Annotated in this window: 14 protein-coding genes and 1 pseudogene; 2 read left to right on the forward strand and 13 right to left on the reverse strand. The window is 33.7% G+C overall.

Annotated features, from left to right (window positions below):
• Positions 1-307: 307 nt before the first annotated feature.
• A complete protein-coding gene (ppsA, locus tag MOC86_RS18455) occupies positions 308-2,923 on the reverse strand; it encodes a phosphoenolpyruvate synthase (protein ID WP_268585444.1) in 2,616 nt (871 codons plus the stop codon).
• A 957-nt stretch (positions 2,924-3,880) separates the two neighbouring features.
• Between ppsA and MOC86_RS18460 the strand changes: the two genes are divergently transcribed.
• Positions 3,881-4,627 (forward strand): sugar phosphate nucleotidyltransferase, encoded by a 747-nt coding sequence (locus MOC86_RS18460; RefSeq protein ID WP_268585445.1) that lies wholly within the window; start codon positions 3,881-3,883, stop codon positions 4,625-4,627.
• A gap of 454 nt (positions 4,628-5,081) precedes the next feature.
• Positions 5,082-6,251 (forward strand): DUF3500 domain-containing protein, encoded by a 1,170-nt coding sequence (locus MOC86_RS18465; RefSeq protein WP_268585446.1) that lies wholly within the window; start codon positions 5,082-5,084, stop codon positions 6,249-6,251.
• A gap of 1,005 nt (positions 6,252-7,256) precedes the next feature.
• Here the strand turns inward: MOC86_RS18465 and MOC86_RS18470 are convergent.
• From MOC86_RS18470 to MOC86_RS18525, 12 genes and pseudogenes are all read right to left on the reverse strand, one after another.
• Entirely contained in the window at positions 7,257-8,342 is a 1,086-nt protein-coding gene (locus tag MOC86_RS18470) for a glycosyl hydrolase family 18 protein (protein ID WP_268585447.1), read from the reverse strand.
• A gap of 59 nt (positions 8,343-8,401) precedes the next feature.
• Complete coding sequence (locus tag MOC86_RS18475) at positions 8,402-11,689, reverse strand: polysaccharide deacetylase family protein (protein WP_268585448.1); 3,288 nt, start codon at positions 11,687-11,689, stop codon at positions 8,402-8,404.
• A gap of 311 nt (positions 11,690-12,000) precedes the next feature.
• Positions 12,001-12,321 carry a hypothetical protein gene (locus MOC86_RS18480; protein WP_268585449.1) on the reverse strand — a complete coding sequence of 107 codons (321 nt, stop codon included), beginning with the start codon at positions 12,319-12,321 and terminating at the stop codon, positions 12,001-12,003.
• Between the two features lie 194 nt (positions 12,322-12,515).
• Positions 12,516-13,550 (reverse strand): acyltransferase, encoded by a 1,035-nt coding sequence (locus MOC86_RS18485; RefSeq protein WP_268585450.1) that lies wholly within the window; start codon positions 13,548-13,550, stop codon positions 12,516-12,518.
• Between the two features lie 211 nt (positions 13,551-13,761).
• Positions 13,762-15,204 carry a sensor histidine kinase gene (locus MOC86_RS18490; RefSeq protein WP_268585451.1) on the reverse strand — a complete coding sequence of 481 codons (1,443 nt, stop codon included), beginning with the start codon at positions 15,202-15,204 and terminating at the stop codon, positions 13,762-13,764.
• A complete protein-coding gene (locus MOC86_RS18495; protein WP_268585453.1) occupies positions 15,194-15,868 on the reverse strand; it encodes a response regulator transcription factor in 675 nt (224 codons plus the stop codon). Before MOC86_RS18495 ends, MOC86_RS18490 begins: the two co-directional genes overlap by 11 nt.
• A 232-nt stretch (positions 15,869-16,100) precedes the next feature.
• Positions 16,101-17,183, reverse strand: coding sequence for a histidine kinase dimerization/phospho-acceptor domain-containing protein (locus tag MOC86_RS18500; protein WP_268585454.1), 1,083 nt, complete (start codon positions 17,181-17,183; stop codon positions 16,101-16,103).
• 509 nt (positions 17,184-17,692) lie between these two features.
• The gene (locus MOC86_RS18505; RefSeq protein ID WP_268585455.1) at positions 17,693-17,899 is read right to left on the reverse strand and encodes a CopG family transcriptional regulator; all 207 of its coding nucleotides are present in this window, start codon (positions 17,897-17,899) and stop codon (positions 17,693-17,695) included.
• A 57-nt stretch (positions 17,900-17,956) separates the two neighbouring features.
• Positions 17,957-18,403: a hypothetical protein gene (locus MOC86_RS18510; protein ID WP_268585457.1), complete on the reverse strand. Its 447-nt coding sequence runs from the start codon at positions 18,401-18,403 to the stop codon at positions 17,957-17,959.
• Positions 18,404-18,916: 513 nt separating this feature from the next.
• Positions 18,917-19,456, reverse strand: coding sequence for a L,D-transpeptidase (locus tag MOC86_RS18515; protein ID WP_268585459.1), 540 nt, complete (start codon positions 19,454-19,456; stop codon positions 18,917-18,919).
• Between the two features lie 365 nt (positions 19,457-19,821).
• A complete protein-coding gene (blaOXA, locus tag MOC86_RS18520; RefSeq protein ID WP_268585461.1) occupies positions 19,822-20,637 on the reverse strand; it encodes a class D beta-lactamase in 816 nt (271 codons plus the stop codon).
• Between the two features lie 259 nt (positions 20,638-20,896).
• Positions 20,897-21,496 (reverse strand): annotated as a pseudogene (locus tag MOC86_RS18525) (nitroreductase family protein).
• Positions 21,497-21,553: the final 57 nt, after the last annotated feature.

Consider the following 21,553-nt stretch of genomic DNA (forward strand, 5'->3'; position numbering starts at 1 on the left):
TACTATAAGGGGATCATATCATTGAACAGCAATGAGTTTGCGCTTTTTCTTTCCTTTCAAGTATACTTAATGGCCCAGCGATAGGGTTCCTATCATAGACCGCAAAGTAACAGTATGATGTAAATGATTCTCCTAATTTGAATACTCTTTTTTGAGAATCCATTAGAATCAAAAATAGTGATTCGGATTGGAGGAAAAACTTATGAACCAAAATTGGAATCCAGATGAGTTTTTGGATTAGTTCCAGTTGAAAAACAACTTATTGGAAATGAAACAGGATCAAGTCAATTAGAGATGTATTCAGCAATTACAATATTTCGATATAGCCATCTGTTCCATTTATTCGAATACGTTGCCCATCTTTTATCAGCTTGGTGGCATTTTCAACACCAACAACAGCTGGCAAGCCATATTCACGTGCAATAACCGCTCCATGGGTCATCAGTCCGCCAACTTCGGTGACGAGTCCTTTTATCGATACAAACAATGTTGTCCAACTAGGGTCAGTAAAGGTAGTGACTAAGATATCTCCATCTTCTAGATCAGCATCTTCCATGTTTAAGATGACACGTGCTCTTCCTTCGATAACTCCGGAAGAAACCGGTAGACCTACAATAGCTTCGGATGGGAGATTTTCTCGTTTGTACTCACCTACAATGATTTCACCATCAGACGTAATAACACGTGGGGGAGTTAGTTTTTCATATAATTTATACTCGTCTTTTCGTTTGCTGATGATCCCATAATCTAGTTTATTTGTGCGTACGACTTCGTGAAATTCTTCAAAAGTGAGATAGTATATATCTTCTTTTTCATGAATAACGTTGGATTGTACAAGTTGTTCAGCTTCTTTCAGTAAAGCCTGCTTATAAACGAAGTAGCGATTAACCATACCGTATTTTGGATATTCCCGATATCCGATAAAATTCCGGATTAGGCTAATCATTCGTTTTGTTTCTTTAGCTTTTTGTTCACCATCCGGTAATTCCTTCAATCGATCTAATAACTCTTGTTCTTTTTTCAAAGCAACACGCCGCCCTTGCTCAAATTTCTGATTGCTAGCATTAGGCGCAAAGTTTTTGATGTTACTAAGAATCATAGGAATGAGTGTAATTGGTTTTTCGCTCCAACGAGTTTTAGTAATATCAATTTCTCCAGCACATCGCATTCCGTATTTATTAAGATAAGCCATTATTGCGTCTTTGGTTTTCTGTCCACCATCAAACTTAGCCAGTTCATCCAAAAAGTTATCATCTTTTACATGTTGTAAATAATCCATTACTTCTGGATAAGGGCGAATTACATCTGCGACATCCAATAGCGCCAGACCCATTTCTGAAGTAATATTATTTGGCACAGATTGAGAAAGCGTATCTGCTACGTTTTTTTCACCTAACCACTCTTTCATTTTTTCATTGATCCATGATGAAGCATCCATAGCAGCCCTATACACACTCGAACTTTGTGGGTTAAATAAAATCTTCTTTAATTCCTGGATATCTTCTAGAATAAAATTAAATAAATCCGGTCCTGATTTCATTTGGATGTTTTGTCTTAACACTTCTATCGATGTTTCGCTACTCTTAATCAAATCAGAAACAATTGTCGGATTGTTTTCGATTTGTGCTTGAAAATCCGCTGTCGGCATACCTTTATTACTTATACTAGGACTCTGTTCTTTCTTATCATTTGGTAACGGTTTCATGAAATCCCTTCGCTCTATTATGGTCATTAATGCATCTTTTAAGAGTGGCTCGTGTTTTTCCATGCCATTTAATAAAATTCCCCTGCTGGCAGGTGAAGTCAGATTTTGTGTAACATCAACAAACAACCTTCCACCAGCTTTGCGCATGGGGGCAGGAGTCGTTAACAGCCAAAAAGATAATCCCAATGGTTTCATGGGGTCAGTCATCATTTGTTGATGACCGACAGATACGTAAACGTGATTTTCTTCATCATTTGCTTCAGGTATCGGATATAAAGTCGTGATTGGCCGACTTTGGACAATATAAAATGTATCATCAACAAAACACCATTCGATATCTTGTGGGTAACCAAAATAAGCTTCGATCTGTCTTCCTATGCGTGCTAGTTGTAAAATTTGTTGTTCAGTAAGCGTTTGAGTCTTTTGCTGATCAGGATCAATCTGCTTTGTCTCTGTACCACCTTCTTTTCGTCCATAGATAGCCAATTTTTTGGTTGCTATTCTCTTATCGACAATTTCTTCTTCCTGCACTTTGTAACAATCGGCAGATACCAAGCCAGAGACTAGTGCTTCTCCAAGTCCAAAACTGGCATCGATTGATAGCAACTTTCGATTGGAAGTAATCGGATCTGCGGTAAATAAAATTCCTGAAGCCTGTGGGAACACCATCCTTTGGATGATAACGGATAAATACACTTGGCTGTGATCAAATCCATTTTGCATACGGTAGATTACCGCACGATCCGTAAATAGGGAAGCCCAACATTTGCTGATATGCTGCAAAATGGCTTCTTTTCCGATGATATTTAAATAGGTGTCTTGCTGACCGGCAAAAGAGGCATGTGGTAAATCTTCAGCTGTGGCACTAGAACGCACTGCATAAGCATGTTCATCGCCAAACTGGGAGAGATAGTGAGCAACAGCTTTCACAACGTCGGAAGGAATCTCTACTTCCATAATGATTTTCCGAATCTTCCTGCTGATTTCACGAACTTGAACTCGATCCTCTACTTTTAGCAGTGTTAATTGATCCAACAATGCGTGAAACGCTTCGTTTTGTTCGAGGGCTTTTTGATAGGCTTCTGTTGTAACACAAAATCCTTCTGGTACTTGTATTCCTTGAATTTGCGATAGTTTTCCTAAATTCAATCCTTTTCCTCCGACGAGCAAAAGCTGTGTTTTATCAATCTCCTGAAAACTGAGAACATAAGAACCCATTTCAACTCTCCCCTTCTTTTAAACTTTATATGTCACAATTCCACCTTTGATAATTTGGAGCATATCTCTAATTTTATAGAGTGTGTCTTCATTAGAGTTGGTTCGATACCTTTGCAAGTTGCAAAGCCTATGCATAAATCAGATCAATGACATATGTATAAATTCTAGAACTTAACTCTAAACATAAACAGTCTATATTTTATCTTATTTATGTTTTATAATTAAACTGGGAGAGATATATTCATTTTTGTTTTCTAGGTTTTTACTGTTGAAGGAGAAGAAAAACTCTGCATCAACCTTTGGTACACAAATAAAAAAATAAGTGCATCCAGTATAGAGTTTTCAGTTTTAAAAAACCCTATATATCAACATTTTTCATATATATTATAAATGTTGTAACATAACATCCTTCTGGTACTTGTAGGCTCCTGTATTCCTTGAATTTTTAATAATCCCCCTAAATTTAACCCTTTTCCACCAGCGAGCAAGAGCTGTGTTTTTTCCGCTATGTTTTCTTATTGATGAATATCATAGCTGAAATGGTAAAAAAATTTACTGAAGCTCTAATTAAACTCTGCTTTTTTATTTAAAATTTCCAGTCCTCTTAACCGCTCTTCTACATCTAACCTAACCCTTTACTTCAAAAAATCCTCCTCCATCTTGAAGAACACTCTTACACCTTATTATAGAAATATATGTTACATACTCTTTAGAACATTGTGTAACTTCTCAGCAAATTTCTTATGTTTCCATAACACAAATTATTATCACTAACATTTTAAAAGGTAAAAACAATATAGTTAATATTGAAAAAACATTGTTATAATATAGATCTTCATTATGAATGATCTTGTTGATTTTCACCTACTTTTCATTTTTTTTAGATAGAGTATAAATTAAAGCAAGTTTATCGTTTTAACTAACTTAATCTTTATTTATATTGGAGGAAATTTTATTATGACAAATGCAATTGTGTTGGCAGCTGGAAAAGGCACAAGAATGAAATCAGAACTACCAAAAGTTCTCCACCCTATTTGCGAAAAACCTATGATTATGCATATACTCGAAAAGCTAGAGAGATCTAGAATTCAGGATAAGATAGTTGTAATTGGGCATAAAGGTGAAATGGTAAGAGAAACAATAGGAAATGGTGTCAAATATGCGTATCAATTGGAGCAAAAAGGAACTGGCCATGCGGTAATGCAAGCGATTCCTCAACTTAGAGATGAAGGCAATACGTTGATTATCACAGGTGATACACCTCTTATTCAAGAAAAAACGATATTATCTTTATTAGAAAAACACCAACAAGCTAATAATGAGGGGACAGTATTAATCACAAAATTTGAAGATCCTACAGGTTACGGCCGAATTATTCGTAACAGAGATGGAGAAGTAATTGATATAATCGAGGAAAAAGATGCCAATCATGAACAGAGGAAAATTCAAGAAGTGAATACAGGAATTTTTGTTTTTAAAAATAAAGCGTTAATAGAAGGTCTACCACTTGTTGAAAATAATAATGTACAAAATGAATACTATTTAACTGATATGGTATCTATTTTAAATAAACAAAACAAAAAGTTTGGCTCCTATTTATTGTTTGATAATGCACAAGTGCTGGGTATTAATGATCGAAAACAGTTAGAGCAAGCAGAGAGTATTATGAGGAAGTACAATAATAGATTTGGGAGCAAAAAATAATTGTCCAAAAACATACAAGTTGATTTAACTGTTATTTTTTAATTTATAAAGTAATTCTAAATAATTGATGTATGAATTCTATTTTATTTTGTATAGACTTCACTTCGTGGTGAACTTGTTTCTTTTTAAACATATGTATTGCTTCTATAGCTACAGAGTAAGTTGGATTCTTATTGACTTTCGCGAACTAATATAAAAAAATACATTTTTTACGGACAAATAAGCCTCCAATATTTAGAGATAAATATTGGGGGCTTATTATCTTAAATCATAATAAACATAACATGACTTCTAGGCGATAAAAAGCATATCTAATGGGATAATGAAATGTCCTTTAATTTCCTCTCTATCTAATTTTCATCATTTTTTCACCATTGGATAGTAACATAGCAAAGGTAAGGGATATCCATTGCATTTGGTCCCCTACTAATTCAATGAAGGAGGAATGAGTAGAATGAAGAAAAAGAAGTTAGTAGGATATATAATGACCGGAGCTTTATCTGTAGGAGTGATAGGCGGGGCAGGAATGTCAGCTTTCGCAGCAAGTGATACAACCGAATCAACTACACAAAGTACTACTGCCCTACCAGGAGGAGGTTTTCCTCAGTCGGAACCCAAAGATTCTATCCTTGACGTGCTTAATCAAGTAACAGAAAGTAAGGGAACACAACAAGGGGCAAACGAGGTGAAATTGGCTAATAAATTCTTATCAACTTTGACAGATAAGCAAAAAAGTACCGTTCAATATGAATTTACAGAAGAAAATGCTGAACATTGGACAAACTTACCTGCAAATTCTCAAAATCGAAATGGAGTAGCATTAGGTGATTTATCTGATGAAAGTGTAGAGGCTGCTTTAAAACTCGCAAAGGCTTCTCTGAGTAAGCAAGGATATGAGACATTAACTGAAATTATTAAGGCAGATGAGTTTCTAACAACCGATACAGGGCGAACAGAGTGGGGATCAGGTTTGTATTATATTGCAATATTAGGTACACCATCTGAAAATGGTGAATGGATGTTGCAAATTAGTGGCCATCATTTAGCTGAAAATATCGTATTTAATGGGAAAGAAGAAGTAAGTGCTACGCCTCAATTTACAGGTTCTGAACCTCAAACTTTTGAATTAGATGGCACAACTTATTCTCCTATTGAAACACGTCGAGATGGAATGTACTCTATCCTCGAATCACTTACAACAAATCAGCTTAATGAAGCAAAAATTTCAGAAACATTTCGAGATGTAGTAGTAGGAGCAGACAAGGATGGACAGTTCCCAGAAGAAAGCGAAGGGATTTTATATACAGATTTAACTAAAAATCAACAAAAATTAGTTCAAAAAGCTATTAAAGCTTGGGTAAAAGATGCAGACTCCAAAACAGCTAATAAACTTTTAAAAGCTTATTTATCCAAAGAAGCATTAGCTAAAACTTATATTGGATGGTCAGGATCAACAGACTACAACGAAGTGGGTTCATATGTACGAATTGATGGGCCTCGTCTATGGTTAGAAATAGCTTCACAAGAAGGTGTTGCCTACCAAGATGATGTTTCAGATGATGCTCATTTCCACACTGTATGGCGTGATAAACTAATGGATTATGCTGGAGAATTTACAGAGTAAACAATTAAACATTAGATTTTGCATTAAAAGCTATTGAAATTTTTAATTTCAATAGCTTTTTTCAATTTGTTGAGAAACTACATCCTAGCAGCCTGCTCCATTCTATCAATATTATATTTGTGTTCCTACCTTATAAAAAATGTGGTTTGTTAACCTACAATAATAATAATGCTATGTAGTATATCCTATATAAACTATAATTTATAGTTCACATAATGAGCATTCTAGGTCATAGAATGAAAAGAAATATGATTATGTAAAATTCAATACCTCCTACGTGAAATAATGAATAAAATGAATTTAGATGATGAGCTCAGTGACTGTTCTCCATAAAAATAAGCTTTTTTCACTCCCTGTTTATTAATTATTTAGAATGATGATATAATATGGGACAGATTTAGCAGCTATCTCTACACCCCTTTCTAACTCATAAAATTCTTATATGGGAATCATCTTTTACATCGTTACTAATCCCCCACCATCAAATTACCATTTATTTAAACTTGCTTTATTAACCATAATTCGTCAAAATTAATAATAATCTTAATATATAGTATTTTTAGTTAAATTTAACAAAATAGATAGTAACTTTCATCTTATAGTAGTCCTAAGATTATCAGAGTTTTTCCTGAGAATATTCACTTGATGACTAATTTAAAAAAATTTTAAACTGTAAAAGATCAATCATTTATTTCCGAAGAGAAAGGACGAGGAGATCATTTATGTATAGGAAGAAATGGAGAAAAATTTTTTTCAAACAGCTAGCATCATTCATGGACTATCACCAACTTCACTGGATTCTAACTCATGACTATCCCCAATGGGAAAAAAAGATAGTGAAACAACAATTAGAAAAAAGATTCCATGAGAAGGTTTCCTAGAGCTATCAATTCTACAAGGAAATCGCAATGTATGAAGGTTTAAGGTTTTCTCATCCAAAAAACTAGGACAGTAAAAAAACGGTTTTACTGTCCTAGTTTATTTTAAATACATTTAAATATCTTTTTATTTTTCGGATGATGCATTTAATGACTGTTCAAAATAATCCCATGTTTGAGCAGTTTCCTTACCTAAATTCCATATTCCTGCACCTTTTAAGTTGTATTTTTGGATTAATTGAAGCTTCGCTTTAATAGATTGTTCATTTTCATACCAAAGCGTATAAGTTCCAGGCGTAAGTTTTGTTCCATTTATCGTACTTGGCTCATCAGTTGATTTAACTGTAAAGGTAGCCTTAGCTGACTGATACTCTTCATCGTAAACAATTTCTCCATTATATCTTTCAATAAGAGCGTCTACGTTTTTCATTGGAACATCAATTCCGAGAATTGTTCCATCATCATTCCAAAGCCTTCCATAGAAAGGTATTCCTAAAACAATTTTCTCAGATGGCACGTTCTGTGATAAAGCATATTTGATTGTTTTTTCTACAAAAGGAAAACTTGCTACTGGTCCAGAAGTCTCGTGATCAACCGAATGCTCATCATATGCCATCAACATTAGATAATCACTGTATTGAGCTAATGTAGAATAATCATAAGCTCCTTGCCATCCTGTATTCCATCCCTTAGGATTTGCTGCGACTGCGACTGAAACTGTCTTTTCGTCAGGCAGTTTCTCCTTTAGAAGTTTTACAAACTCGCTATAATCTTCCCTTTCTTCTGCTGTAACATTTTCAATATCAACATTGATTCCATCAAGGTTATATTGTTCGATTGTACTAGCAATCTGAGAAGTTAACTCTTCTTTATTTTCTAGAGCGGCTTTAGCCTTATCCGCGTCCCAATGATCACTTAAAAATGGGACCACCGCAACCGATTGTTCATGCATTTCTTTTATGAATGAGGAGTTAATACTTTTGGTTTCCTGAAGTGTGCCATCATCATTCAAGTTAAAATAGGCAGGGGAGACTTCGTTTAAAGCCCCCTGTGTCCTTTTAACATTTTGAAGATAGTCACTAGTATCTCCTTCATACAGGTAAGACATGATAAACTTTTTATCCTCCTCAGATGGAGCTGCATTTACCTCGTAAAAAATAAAGGCACCTACTGCAATGACTATAAGTAAAAGATATACTTTTATTTTCTGCATTTGATTTTTTCCTCATCTCCTGACTAACTTCCAAAAATACATGTCGTAATGATTTATCTTTATGCCCCTTTCTCTATCTCTTTGTCAGGCAGCTTAACATTTCCTGAACGTTTTAGCTTATTCCAGCCTACTAGAATCCCTTTGAAAGCAGATATAATTGATTTCCAGACTGTATAAGTTAAGAAGTAACGATAAACAATACGCTGGACAAATAATAATAAAAGAGGTTTCACATTTGCTTTTTCTAATTTAAACGAATAGAGCGAAGCTAAGAGATCAACAACTAGAAATCCAGCATAGAAAGTAAGAATTTTAGTTGTATCTCCAAACAAGCCAACCACAAAAATTAAATCAGCTAAAGGTGCCAATGCTTGCAGAACATACTGTAACCACATATTTGGAAGGCCAACAAATCCTAACGTTTTTTGTTTTGGATTAAATAAAGCCCCTCGATGTTTCCATAAACATTGTAAGATCCCATAAGACCATCGGACACGTTGTTTTATAAAGCTTTTTAGATTTTCCGGTGCTTCAGTATAGGCATAAGCATTCGGTTCATAAGTAATCCGATATCCTTTACGCAACAGTTTTAAGGTAACATCTGTATCTTCTGCTAATGTATCATCTTCAAAATACCCCACCTCGACAACAGCTTTTTTACGCCAAGCTCCGATAGCACCCGGTACAACCGTGATGCAATTCAGTTCATCAAAAGAACGCCTTTCAAGGTTACAACCTGTTACATACTCCACATGTTGCCATAAGGTTAGGAGATTTCGGACATTTCCTATTTTAACGTTACCTGCGACAGCTGCTATTTGCTCATCACTAAAATTATTAACTAGTAGTGAGATGGCATTATGGGCAATGGAAGTATCAGCATCAAAAATAACGATAATTTCTCCGTTAGAGTCGTTAAACCCTCTATTAATAGCCGATGATTTCCCACCATTTTTTTTCGTAATAAGACGCACTCTCTCATCATGATAAAATCGATCAGAAACGATCTTAGCTGTCTGGTCAGTAGAACCATCATCTACAACAATAAGCTCGAAATTAGAGTAGTCACTTTTTAGAATAGAATGAATCGTATTTTCGATTACATTTTCCTCATTGTAAGCTGGTAAAATAACACTGACAGATGGATTAAACCCTTCTTTTCTTTGTCTATTCTTATAATTTTTTTTATGTTTAAAACTAAAGAACACTAAGAATAACAAACGAGTAATCCCAATAATAATAGCGAGCGCAAAGAATAAAGTTCCAAACTTGGATAAGAAAATATATACAGTATCCGCTATTTTATAAAACACCATATATAAATTCGAACTTTCCTCAACTGTAGGCATGACATCGTTACGATCTTTTCCTATTAACTCATTAGGTGTAACAAATGTGTAGCCCTTCTCACGCAACGTATCAATAATTTCAGGAAGAGCCTCAATGGTAGTAGACCGGTCTCCTCCAGCATCATGGAGAAGGATGATATTACCATTACCGAGATTTGTCTCTGTTACTCGTTTGACAATCTCATCACTCGATTCAGATTCCCAGTCCCTACTGTCAATTAAAGAACCAACCATGGTATAACCCATTTCCTGAAACTCAAATACGGACGAAAGTTCATCTACCGAATAATCAGCATCCGTAGTATAAGGCGGACGTAACAGATTTGTAGAATGACCTGTGATTTGTTCGATAAGTCGTTGAGTAGAATTTAATTCTGCTTTTAATGTCAAAGAACTATCTTCTGTTATATCTGAGTGACTAAACGTATGACTTCCTATTGTGTGCCCCTCTCTATATATTCGTTCTACTACTTCGGGATAAAGGGCGGCCTGTTTTCCTAAAACAAAAAACGTCCCTTTTACATTTTTTTCACTTAAAATATCAAGTATTTGTGGTGTGAAAGTTGGATCAGGTCCATCATCAAAGGTCAAGGCTACCTTTTTGCTTTCCGTACCTCCAAACCGTTCAATATAATAAGGAACAGGGTATTTTTTATACGTTTCGAGACTAATAAGCCCCTCTCTATCTAATTTAATACTCCTTAATCCTTCCTCAGAATCTGAAGAAATTTTGATAATATCCCCATCTCCTATGAATTGGATCGGTGTTACATTTTCTATCGTTTTCAGCTTACTAACATTATCCTCTATAGAAGTTGTGTCATCTAAAATATCCCAAAAACTACTCTCTTCATAACCAAGGTTTTGGATAGCAACTCCTTTTATCCCATGTTCCATAGCTAATTTTAATTGGTTATAGGATGTTACTGCATCTAAAAACCAAATGATATGCTCTTGATAATCTTCTGTATATCTTACGTAAGGCGTTCTACTGTCTTGATCCCACTGGACTTTCAAGTCTGATTCAGATACTTTTTCCATAATTTCTGAATATGTTAAATATTCCCCTTGTTTTTCACTATCTACAGTCCAATCATATCCGAAGTTCGCTAAGGAAACGATTAGCTTATCGGAGGAAACAGGGAACTCATCCAATATTTGTTGAGACCAATTAGCAGAAGCTACAGATCCTGGCTCACTTGCTTCGTAATGTTCATCAAAAAGCATCAGAATCATACGATCTACGGTTTCTGAAAGGGAAGAATAATCATAGGCTCCATCATCTGGTGGCACAGTTAAGATAACCTGTAGATTATGGCTATGAAATAGATCATACAACTCAGACATAAACGTTGTAAAAAGTTCTCTATCATCCTCATTCAACCCTGTAAAATCAATATTAATTCCAGCGTACTTGTCCTCTTTCACTTGTTCGTATAAAGAGTTAATGAATGCTGTACGTGATTTAGATGAATGAAGTAACTCATGTAATGTTTCTTGATCTGATGTACTTTCTAAACTTAGTCGAGGTATTACTTTTACATTATTTTTTTTAGCTAACGCATCAATTTCGTCTTCTATGGATTTTGTAATTGTTTGATTGGAGGTTAAATTATACCAGTCAGGCATGACAACGCCGAGGGACTCAATATTTTCTACTAACGAAGATTTACTAGTATCATCGTCTTTTTGATAGAAAGCATATATTTCATCTTCACTTACTTCAGAAACAGCGTTTTGATTATTTAAACTTACTTGGAATGAATCCTCACTTGAAGATGTAATTGATTCATTAATTGATGTAATATTGCTTTCCTCTTCTAATTCTAATGCCGATAAATTTGGATTTTTGAACAAACTTACACCAATCACTGAACTAACGACAACAGTAAATAGCATAAGTATAATTGTAGCTATCCTAATTGTTGACCATCGTTTTCCAGATAAATCCTGAAAGATAAAACTTGTTCCCTCTGTTTTTTTCGATTTTCTTGACAATCTATAGTCACGCAACTTCAAAAGAATTTTCTTAAACAGAATTACCACTCCTTGATTCTATAAACAAAACAGTTTCAACTTTTAAATATATCTACAAATCTCTTAAGAATTTTTAGTACGGATATGTAGACTACAATCTACAGTCAATTAATGACTTATTCTCTATAAACGGTGCCTATCTAACTTGTCCATGTTCATCAAGTCATCGTTTAAAGTGAAATAGTCATCTATATGACAAATTGTAAAAATTCTATGCTTCTAGTCATTTTTTTTATAGTTTAATTAGCCATTTTTTATTTTTAACTTCTGTTTTATGACTTCGGTACTTTTATTCCTAACATGTTCATAACTGCAAAGTCTGATCCAGTTTCTTGATATAACGTATCTATTAATTCTTTAAGTTCTAAAGGCGCTTTATCATAAAGTGCAGCTATATCCGTTGCCGCTTCAGAAGAATAGGACTTAATAAAATGTTTGTAGTCATCTTCCTCAACATTTTTGTTTAAATATTTGAATAAAGTTTTCATATCCTGCCTTTCGGTTTGTTGGTTTGCAGAGTACTCATATATTATTCCTAAACGTGCAGATGAATCTCTGAACATTACATAGCCAAATATTTTTTTCTTTATCATATGAAGACCTCCTAAGATGAAATATTAATTGTTATGAGTTATACATGTAACTTTACTTCTTAAAAGTGAAAAAACGGTGAAAACAAAATAGTTTTTAACAAAATAAAAAAGCTCAGATTTTACCAATCTGAGCTTTCTATACTTTCTAAAAGTAAAGACATTTGTTCATTTTCTTGCTTATATTAATACTTGATTTACGGAACGAGTTTCTTTACTACAGGGGTTTTTCTCATAATGAAAACGGTGATGGAACTAATACATACGACGATTAATATACTGATAGGTATTGCAATAAATGCATGTAAATTCAAGAATAACTTCATAATGACAGAATCATAGAGAACTCTTATTACTAGAATGTGAATTAAGTAGATTCCAAAACTTGATGTATTTATAAGTTGAGCGAGATAAGGAATCTTCATTTCTCTCTTTGTAAGTTGATATCTAAAGAAGATAAATAAACCAATGGATACTAAAAGCACATTAGGAGATTGATCTTCATACCAAAATTCATTCAAAACTCCTTTTGTTTGCATAGTAGCAAGATAAGTCCCAATGAATGTGGAAAACACCCCAATCACTATCCCTATATAACTCATTCTTCTCCACTTTATTGGAATCTCATAATGTGACAAATAATAGCCTAGAATAAAGTATCCTATATAATTTGCGGTATAGTTAAGCTCAATGTAAAAACTAAGTTCAACGTATTGATTTAAAATTCTAAGCAGTACGGCTACAAGGAACCATAATGATAAACAATATAGTATATCTTTCTTAGAAGCATGCTTTACAAAAATCTTTAATAGAGGGGTAACGATGTACATGGCCAATATCATATACATAAACCAAAGATGAACACTAATACTATTCGATAAGATTAATTGGATAAACTCAGATATTGAAAGTTGAAAATTCCCCTCATGAACTTCGTATACATAATAAATAGCACTCCAACCTATAAAAGGAATGAGTACTTTATTAAAACGCCTCTGAAAAAAGAATTTATACGTTAACTCCCTCTTATCGTTTAACAATAAAGCACCACTAATCATCACAAAAATAGGAACGGCAAAACGAGACATTGAATCAAATAAATTTCCAGTTAACCAATTGGATAAAGGCTGATCATGCAAATTAACAGCTAAAGTTTCGTAAGCTAGATGAATCGTAACAACGGCTATCGTAGCAAGAATACGAAGCCAGTCTATGTATAATGATCGGTTCATTGTATCTCTCCTAATTATTTCTATTATTAAATACAATATTTTTAAGGTTCTCTTTCTCTTCTTTCAATCTCATTCTAAAAGAGAATGGTGAAAGAATAGTGAAAATCAAAGCAGGTGTTAAATTAAAATAAATTCTGCATAAAACACCCGTTTATACGTTTTTTATCAAACTTTATTTTAAAATCACAATAACCCCACTAAAAGCTTAAGGTTAATGAATCTTACCTTCTGCTTTTTGGTGAGGTTTAACTGAAAAAGGAATTTGGACTTTAAAAGTACTCCCTTTATTTAGTTCACTTGAAACTTCAATTGTTCCTTGATGCACGTCTACAATTAATTTCGCAATCGAGAGACCTAGACCATGTCCAGCAATTTGTTTTGAACGTGCTTTATCCTCTCTGTAAAAGCGTGCAAATATTAGATCATAACTTTCGGGGGCAATACCGATGCCTGTATCTTGAACAATCATTTGAAACATTTGAGGACTAGAGGATTCAATGGATAAAGTCAGGTAAACCTCTCCTCCGTTCGGTGTATACTTCACTGCATTATCCAATAAAATGTATAACAATTGAGTTAGCCTTTCTGAATCTCCCCTTATCAGCAACTGATTAGGAGCTTGTAAATGAAGCTTGATTTGCTTTCTTTTTGCTAACGTTTCAATAGAATGAACCGTATTTTCAACAGCAGGACGAAAGTCGAATATCTCATCTGCCCGTTCTATTAGGCCTGAATCTGAACGAGCTAATGTTAGTAAAGCACTCACTAGTTTCGTCATCCTTTTGACTTCTTCTTTCATCGTGCCTAATAATTTTTGAGCATAGTCCTTTTCATTTAAGGTTCCGACCATTTCAATAGCATTAATTGAAGAAAGGAGGACACTTAAAGGGGTTCGCAACTCATGAGAAGCATCCGCCGCAAACTCTTTTTGTCGAGAAAAAGCTCGCGTAATTGGAATCATCGCTTTCTTTGACATTAAGTAGCTAATATATACCGCCACACCAGCGAACAAAATAATGATTCCGATTAAAAGAATCGGCAGCCGTTTAAATGAATCATAAACAAAGGAAATATTCTTTCCCATATAAAGTATTCCAATCAATTGACCTTGATAATAAATGGGTTGACCGGTAATCATAAGACGGACTTCTTGAACATCCGTAAAATCAGGCGGTGTATTGTTCAGAATTTCTTTATCTCTCATATCTTTTACCTGAACGACTGCTTGACGTATTTCATTATGTTTTGGGGTCCAATTCTTCACTAAATCTGTTAATTGATTACGTAGTGGAGGAACCATTTCATCTCCTACAAGTAAATTCCCTTGAGGATCTGTTATATAATAAAAAAACCGATCATAATCCGCAACAATGAGATCTTGACTTTCCCTATTTTGAAAAGCTTCTCTCCCATTTTCCCTTAAATAATCTTCTACAAGATTTGTTTCTCGTCTAACTAACACTCCTAGTTCGTGTTTTTGACCATTTAAATTAACTGTATAAAATACTAAATAAACAATTGTCACAACAGCAATAAGAAACAGAATAAGCAGTCCACTGTACAAAAGTGTTAAGCGTGCTTGAGTGCTTTTAAAAAGGTCCCTTTCCCGCCGCTTCCTCACATTGCGTATACGTGAAAGAAAATTAATTTTCACACTTATATCCCACCCCTCTTATACTTTGGATCATATCATGCTTCCCAAATTGGCCGAGTTTCTTTCTTAATAGCTTAACTGTTGCATCAATCGTTTTAATGGACACATCTGTATCATATCCCCAAATTCGATCAAGAATCAGTTCACGAGGTAATACTTGTCCCCTATTTTGCAGTAATAAGTCTAGCAATTGAAATTCACGCGGACTTAACTGAATCTCTTGATCATCTTGAAGAATTGTCTGACTTGTGCGATTTAACACCATATCAAGAAGATGAATTTCTTCTTCCTTAATAGGAGCATAATTTCGACGCGAAAGAGCACGCAAACGCGCAAGTAACTCTTCAATTTCAAATGGTTTAATAAGATAGTCATCTGCTCCTGAATCAAGTCCTTCTATCCGATTTTGAACAGTATCCTTTGCTGTTAACATTAAAATTGCTCCTGAATATCCTTTTTTTCTTAAACGGCGGCATACTTCTACTCCATCTCCGTTTGGCATCATCCAGTCTAATATTAAAATTTCATAGTGAGCAGCAAGAGCATAATCATAGGCATCTGCTCCTTCCATTACCCAATCTACTTTATATCCCTCTTTCTTTTTAAGCATAAAACTTATTAATTCACCAAGTTGCAAGTCATCTTCTGCTAAGAGGATATTCATTATTAACAAACTCCTTTTTATTATTTATCTAGTAGTAAATTATTAAAACTCTCGTATTTTTTATAAATGGTTCTTATATATTCAGCACTCTCACGGTCATTTCCAATCCTTATGTCTTGTACGACTATTTGAAATATTTGAGGACTAGAGAGGAGGCAATGGACAAAATCAAGTAACCCCCTCCTCCGTTTGGTATATACTTCACTGCATTACCTAGTAAAATGTATAAGGGTTAGTCTTCTTTGGTCTCCTCGTATGAGCAGCTGACTTGGTCTTGTAATTGAGGCTTAATTTGTTTTTTTGTTGCTGAATTTTCAATAGAATGAACGTTTTTCTTGGCAGAAGGGAGGCAATTGAATCTTTTATCCGGTCGTTCTATTATGTCCGAATCTGAACGTGCTAATGTCAGTAAAGTGCTTACTGATTTCGTCATTTTCTTGACTTCTTTTTTCATCGTTTCTAATAATTTTGAAGCATATTCTTTTCTACTTGAATTTTCGTTCATCTCCATCGAATTAATGGAAGATAACAGTATACTTAGAGGAGTTTGCAGTTCATGAGACACATCAGCAACAAACTCCTTTTGCCGAGAAAAGGCTTGCGTAATCGGTATCATCGCTTTTTTTGACATTAAGTGGCTAATATATACCGCCACACCACCAAATAAAATAATGATTCCGATTAAAAAAAGCGGCAGCCGTTTAAATGAATCATAAACAAAGGAGATATTCTTTCCCATATAAAGCGTTCCAATTAATTGATCTTGATAATAAATCGATTGACCTGCAATCATAAGCCGGACTTCCTGAACATTTGTAAAATCAGGTGATGTATCCTTTAGGATTTCTTTATCTCTCATATCCTTTACCTGAACAACGGCTTGATGTATTTCATTATGTTTTGGAGTCCAATTCTTCACTAAATTTGTTAATTGATTACGTAGTGGAGGAACCATTTCATCTCCTACAAGTAAATTACCTTGAGGATTGGTTATATAGTAGAAAAAGTGATCATGATTCGCGGCAATGAGGCCTTGACTTTCCTCCCCTTGAAAAGTTTCTCTGTCATTCTCTATTAAATAATTTTCTACAAGATTTGCCTCCCGCTTAATTGTAGATTCTAATTCACGTTCTTGGTTATTAAAAATGTTGATGTAAAGCAATAAATAAATCCCTACGATAAAGAGAATAAGAAATAGCACAAGAATCGCACTAAATAAAAAAGTCAAGCTAGTTTGAGTGCTTCTAACTATATCTTTTCTCTTTTTATTTCGTGATTTACGAATATTCAACAAAAAATTAAGCCTCAAATTCATAGCTCCCCCATCTTATATTTCCATTAATTTATTATCTTCTAATAATAACTAAATTGTTTGAAATCGGAGATTATTTCTGACTAACTCCTCTATCTTACTTATTCCATATTATTATTCTTTTTTATATAATCTCGGTTTTATAAAGAAAATAACAAAGATCTTTTAGAAGAAACCGGAAAAAATTTAAAAAAATCATTTGAGTATCAAGATGTTTATACAATAGGTAAGAACAACTTAAACATAAAATATGAATTCCTTAGAAGTGAAAGTGGTTTGGATTTTACAAAGCAAGGAAATTTAAGTTTTTGAGACTCTATGACCCCTCAAATGAGATTGTTTATTATAATTGATTCTCATTTCACTTTCCTACTGCGTAAGTAAGGTTGTTCATAAAGAAAAACCCAAACAAAAAAGCAGATTTTTATAATATTCAATGAAAAATTATAAATTTAATCAAAAGAGGTTAGGCACATGAAAGATGCCCAACCTCTTTTGTTACCTGATTCATTCTAATTAATCTTTTTCTGATTCAGAGCTTTCTTTTCCACCCCTCCTCCTTTATAGAAAAATTGAATACATTCTTCTATTGCAGCTGTTCGGCTACACTTCATGTTTCTTGCTAATTCATTTAGTTGTCTCATGGACTCCTGCTTAATTTTCAATGTCATTCTCTGGCGATTATATGATACACGGCATGAATTCATAGATTGATTCATCTTTCTCCTTCTTTCCTATGATTCCACATTCAAAGGAAGAATTTCCTCTTTCTATATTTAAAGTTTAAGATGTTGTTGGATTTCTATCTTGAGAGTGCTAAGTGTTTTTCCATCTACTTTAAGACCTAACTTCTTCGCTTGTTTATGAAGGTTTTGATATTCTTCAATTTCTTTCTTTAGAGTATCAGGTGTTTTTCCATCTGGCTCAAGACCTAATTTCTTCGCTTGTTTATGGAGGTTTTGACATTCTTCAATTTCTTTCTTTAAAACCTCTGCTTTTTTCCCATCCACTTTAATGTTAAGTTTCTTTGCCTCAGTTTGTAGTTTTTTCAACTCTATATTTACTGTAGTCTTATCATGAGATACAGAAGCTTCCACTCGAGTTGATGAATGAGTTTTACTTGAGCTTTCCTTTTCGGCTGCAAACGTAGAAGTTGCTCCTAACATGTTCAAACCTAAAGCTCCAACCATCACATATCCCAATACCTTTTTCTTATTTATCATTATATTTTTCCTCCTCAACATTTTAACTTAGGGGTCTTCTCGAATGTCTTCTCTTCCTTAAAAGTTGAATCTAGTGCCACTCATAAAAGGTTCAAGAACTAAGAAGATAGGTTAAAAATTGTACCTCCCCTTTCACAATTTATACTCTATCAAGGAAAAGTGAAAATTAAATGAAAACGAATAAGGTTATGCTTAAATATCTTGATAAAGAATCAATTTCATGTACTTCATCCCAATATACAAGGATAGAATGCCCCGATATCTTCGCGAGCTTACCTTTTATTAACTTAATTAATGACGAATATTTGAAACTAGAAGAATTTAAAATTTCTTAGACTAAGTAAACAATTTGATTTATGAGGATATCGATGAACTTCTTTCTTCTATCAATTAAAATCCATTAAAGGTTATATTATGAGGCATGTTATAAATAGTGATGTTGATTAAAGCACAATGTCTTTATTCCTCCAGTATTCTCAATAAGTGAAATACCTATAAAAAAAATAAATATGGTTATGAATGTATGTCATACCCATATAAATCGGTTAATTCTACAAAACTTTTGTAAGAATACGTAATAGCCACTGGCGTTCCTACTTGAACTTGATCAAAGAGCTTCTCAATAGCTGTATTATCCATTCTAATGCAACCTTGGCTCACGTATTTTCCGATAGAATTCGGATTGTTGTTCCCATGGATAGCATACGTATCACCAGATGTACCATTGGCATTTATTCCTAACCAACGCTTACCCAATGGATTTCTTGAATCTCCTCCAGAGATATTACCTGTATAATAGGGGCGGTTTTTAATTTTGTTTACAATTTTAAAAAAACCTACCGGTGTCTTATCCCAACTCATTCCTGTAGCTACAGGCTCCAGCATCTCCAAGTAACCATTACGGAAATAAGCAATTTTATTGTAATACTTATTAACAATAATGAGATCTTGATCATCTGTTGTGCTAGCTTCTATTTGTTCACCTGTAACTCCACATAACGAGACCATGAGTAAAGTAAGAATAGTCATTGATTTTAGTAACATGTGTTTCATAACGTATACTCCCCTTTTATTCTTCTACATGAAACCGAAAAAGCACCTAACAAAGTAGGTGCTTCTTTTGTAATCTATACTTTATCGAGAAAAAGTGAAAATTAAGTGAAAATCAATAAAATTATTAATAATTTATATTGATAACATAAAAAGCTGTACAAAACATCCATCACCATAAAAGGCATTATTTTCACATCTACTATATTTTACCACCCTAATTTTCCACATAATACCCTTATCTATAATAAAAACGCTTAGATAATTAATTATCTAAACGTTTTTAACTAGCAGTATTTTTCTATAGATGATTTTAATTATTTTCTGTTTATCCTTTATTTTAAATAGGCCTCAATATCCTCTATTTTTCATTCTGTCATTAAGTTGTACTTTTTTAAGATATTCAATGTGATATTTTTAGCTTTTGTTCCCGAACCATCAACATTTGTTATGAAGACATAAGAATGATTGTCTACTTTTATAAAACCGACATACCATCCCAGTCCCATATCAGACAGCCTTGTTCCCGTTTTCCCATAAAGTGTATAGTGATCTCCTTCCTCTTGAATCATCATTCGTTTGACCGTTTTCATAACTGTTTTATCAAAAGGAAGCTCTTCTTTATACAATTTTTCTATAAAGTTAGCTTGTTCAAGGGCACTAATTTTTAGAGAGCTATTTAACCAAAACTGATCAATTCCTCCACTAATATCTTCGTTTCCGTATGAGATATTCTGTATCCACTCTTTTATACGCGACTCTCCAATATCTCTAGCCATCTCTTGATAATACCAAATGGCTGATTCACGCATAGCCGATCCAAGAGTATGATCGCGGTTCCATGTCTCAAATTCCCTTTCTACTCCATCCCAACGTTTTACATCATATTCATCTCGAACAGCTTTAACTTGTAATCCAATTAACGCATTAGGAACCTTAAATGTAGATTCTGGTGTGAGCCTTGTAGTTGCTCTCTCTCGATTATAGACAAAGGTTTTTCCCGTTTTAACATCACGTAATAAAAAGGTTCCATTCTCATTGGAAAAAAATTCATCAACATCTAGATTTTTAATATGGAGTTTTTCTTTAGGAGTATATTCTTTAGTTGGTGTTTGAGCTTGAGCTGTATAGCCTAATATTCCTGTAAACAACAAAAAAATAAAAAGGTACATCCACTTTTTCAATTTCAACACCTCATTTAATTATTTAACAAATATAAAATTAGACAGACTACTTATGTATCCCTCTATTCATATAAAGGATAAAATCCTTTTCTACCAATACGCAAAGGATTCTTTTTTACTAAAGATGATTCCAACATAAATGAACCGTCCATTAATTGGACGGTTCACCTACCGTTTATTTCAGTCAATTTATAACTAAACTAAATGAGTGGTAATCTATGTTCTCTAACAAGAGAGTGAAATATTTAGCTATCCTTTATTATTTATAAAGCTTTACACGATCTTCGAGAGAATTAAATTCTTTCTCACCTGGTTCTGCTGTTGGATTTCCAAAAGGCATTTGAGCAATTAATCTCCAATTAGAAGGAATATTCCATTCTTTTTTCACTTCATTATCAATAAGGGGGTTATAGTGTTGCAAAGATGCTCCTAGACCTTCCGCTTCTAATGCAGACCATACTACTAATTGGTGCATACCTGACGCTTGATGTGACCAAAGAGGGAAGTTGTCAGCATATGAAGCGAACTGTTCCTGAAGACCTTCAATCAATTTTTCATCTTCAAAAAATAGTACCGTTCCATATCCTGCTTTAAATGAATCCATTTTCTATTGAGTTCTAGTAAAATCTCTATCTCCCATAACTTTTCTTAAAGTCTCGGTTGTAATATTCCATAGTTTATCATGAGCTTCTCCTGTTAATACAACAAGACGTGCTGTTTGGGAGTTAAAAGCAGACGGGGTATATTTTACAGCAAATTCTACTATTTCTTTAATTCTCTCATCAGATACTTGAACATCTTTATTAATTCCATAATACGAACGTCTTTCTTTTAAGACTGAATAAAAATCTTTTGTCATCAGATTTTTCCCCCTGGTATCATTTATTCTAAAATAAACTATCTTTAATTCAATATA

Origin of the sequence: Priestia endophytica, assembly GCF_026790145.1 — a bacterium.
In the GTDB taxonomy this organism is placed as follows: domain Bacteria; phylum Bacillota; class Bacilli; order Bacillales; family Bacillaceae_H; genus Bacillus_I; species Bacillus_I endophytica_A.

Coding starts and splice junctions, on each gene's coding strand:
- ppsA (WP_268585444.1), bottom strand. CDS start 2,923: ATGGGTTCTTATGTTCTCAGTTTTCAGGAGATTGATAAAACACAGCTT.
- MOC86_RS18460 (WP_268585445.1), top strand. CDS start 3,881: ATGACAAATGCAATTGTGTTGGCAGCTGGAAAAGGCACAAGAATGAAA.
- MOC86_RS18465 (WP_268585446.1), top strand. CDS start 5,082: ATGAAGAAAAAGAAGTTAGTAGGATATATAATGACCGGAGCTTTATCT.
- MOC86_RS18470 (WP_268585447.1), bottom strand. CDS start 8,342: ATGCAGAAAATAAAAGTATATCTTTTACTTATAGTCATTGCAGTAGGT.
- MOC86_RS18480 (WP_268585449.1), bottom strand. CDS start 12,321: ATGATAAAGAAAAAAATATTTGGCTATGTAATGTTCAGAGATTCATCT.
- MOC86_RS18485 (WP_268585450.1), bottom strand. CDS start 13,550: ATGAACCGATCATTATACATAGACTGGCTTCGTATTCTTGCTACGATA.
- MOC86_RS18495 (WP_268585453.1), bottom strand. CDS start 15,868: ATGAATATCCTCTTAGCAGAAGATGACTTGCAACTTGGTGAATTAATA.
- MOC86_RS18500 (WP_268585454.1), bottom strand. CDS start 17,183: ATGAATTTGAGGCTTAATTTTTTGTTGAATATTCGTAAATCACGAAAT.
- MOC86_RS18505 (WP_268585455.1), bottom strand. CDS start 17,899: ATGAATCAATCTATGAATTCATGCCGTGTATCATATAATCGCCAGAGA.
- MOC86_RS18510 (WP_268585457.1), bottom strand. CDS start 18,403: ATGATAAATAAGAAAAAGGTATTGGGATATGTGATGGTTGGAGCTTTA.
- MOC86_RS18515 (WP_268585459.1), bottom strand. CDS start 19,456: ATGAAACACATGTTACTAAAATCAATGACTATTCTTACTTTACTCATG.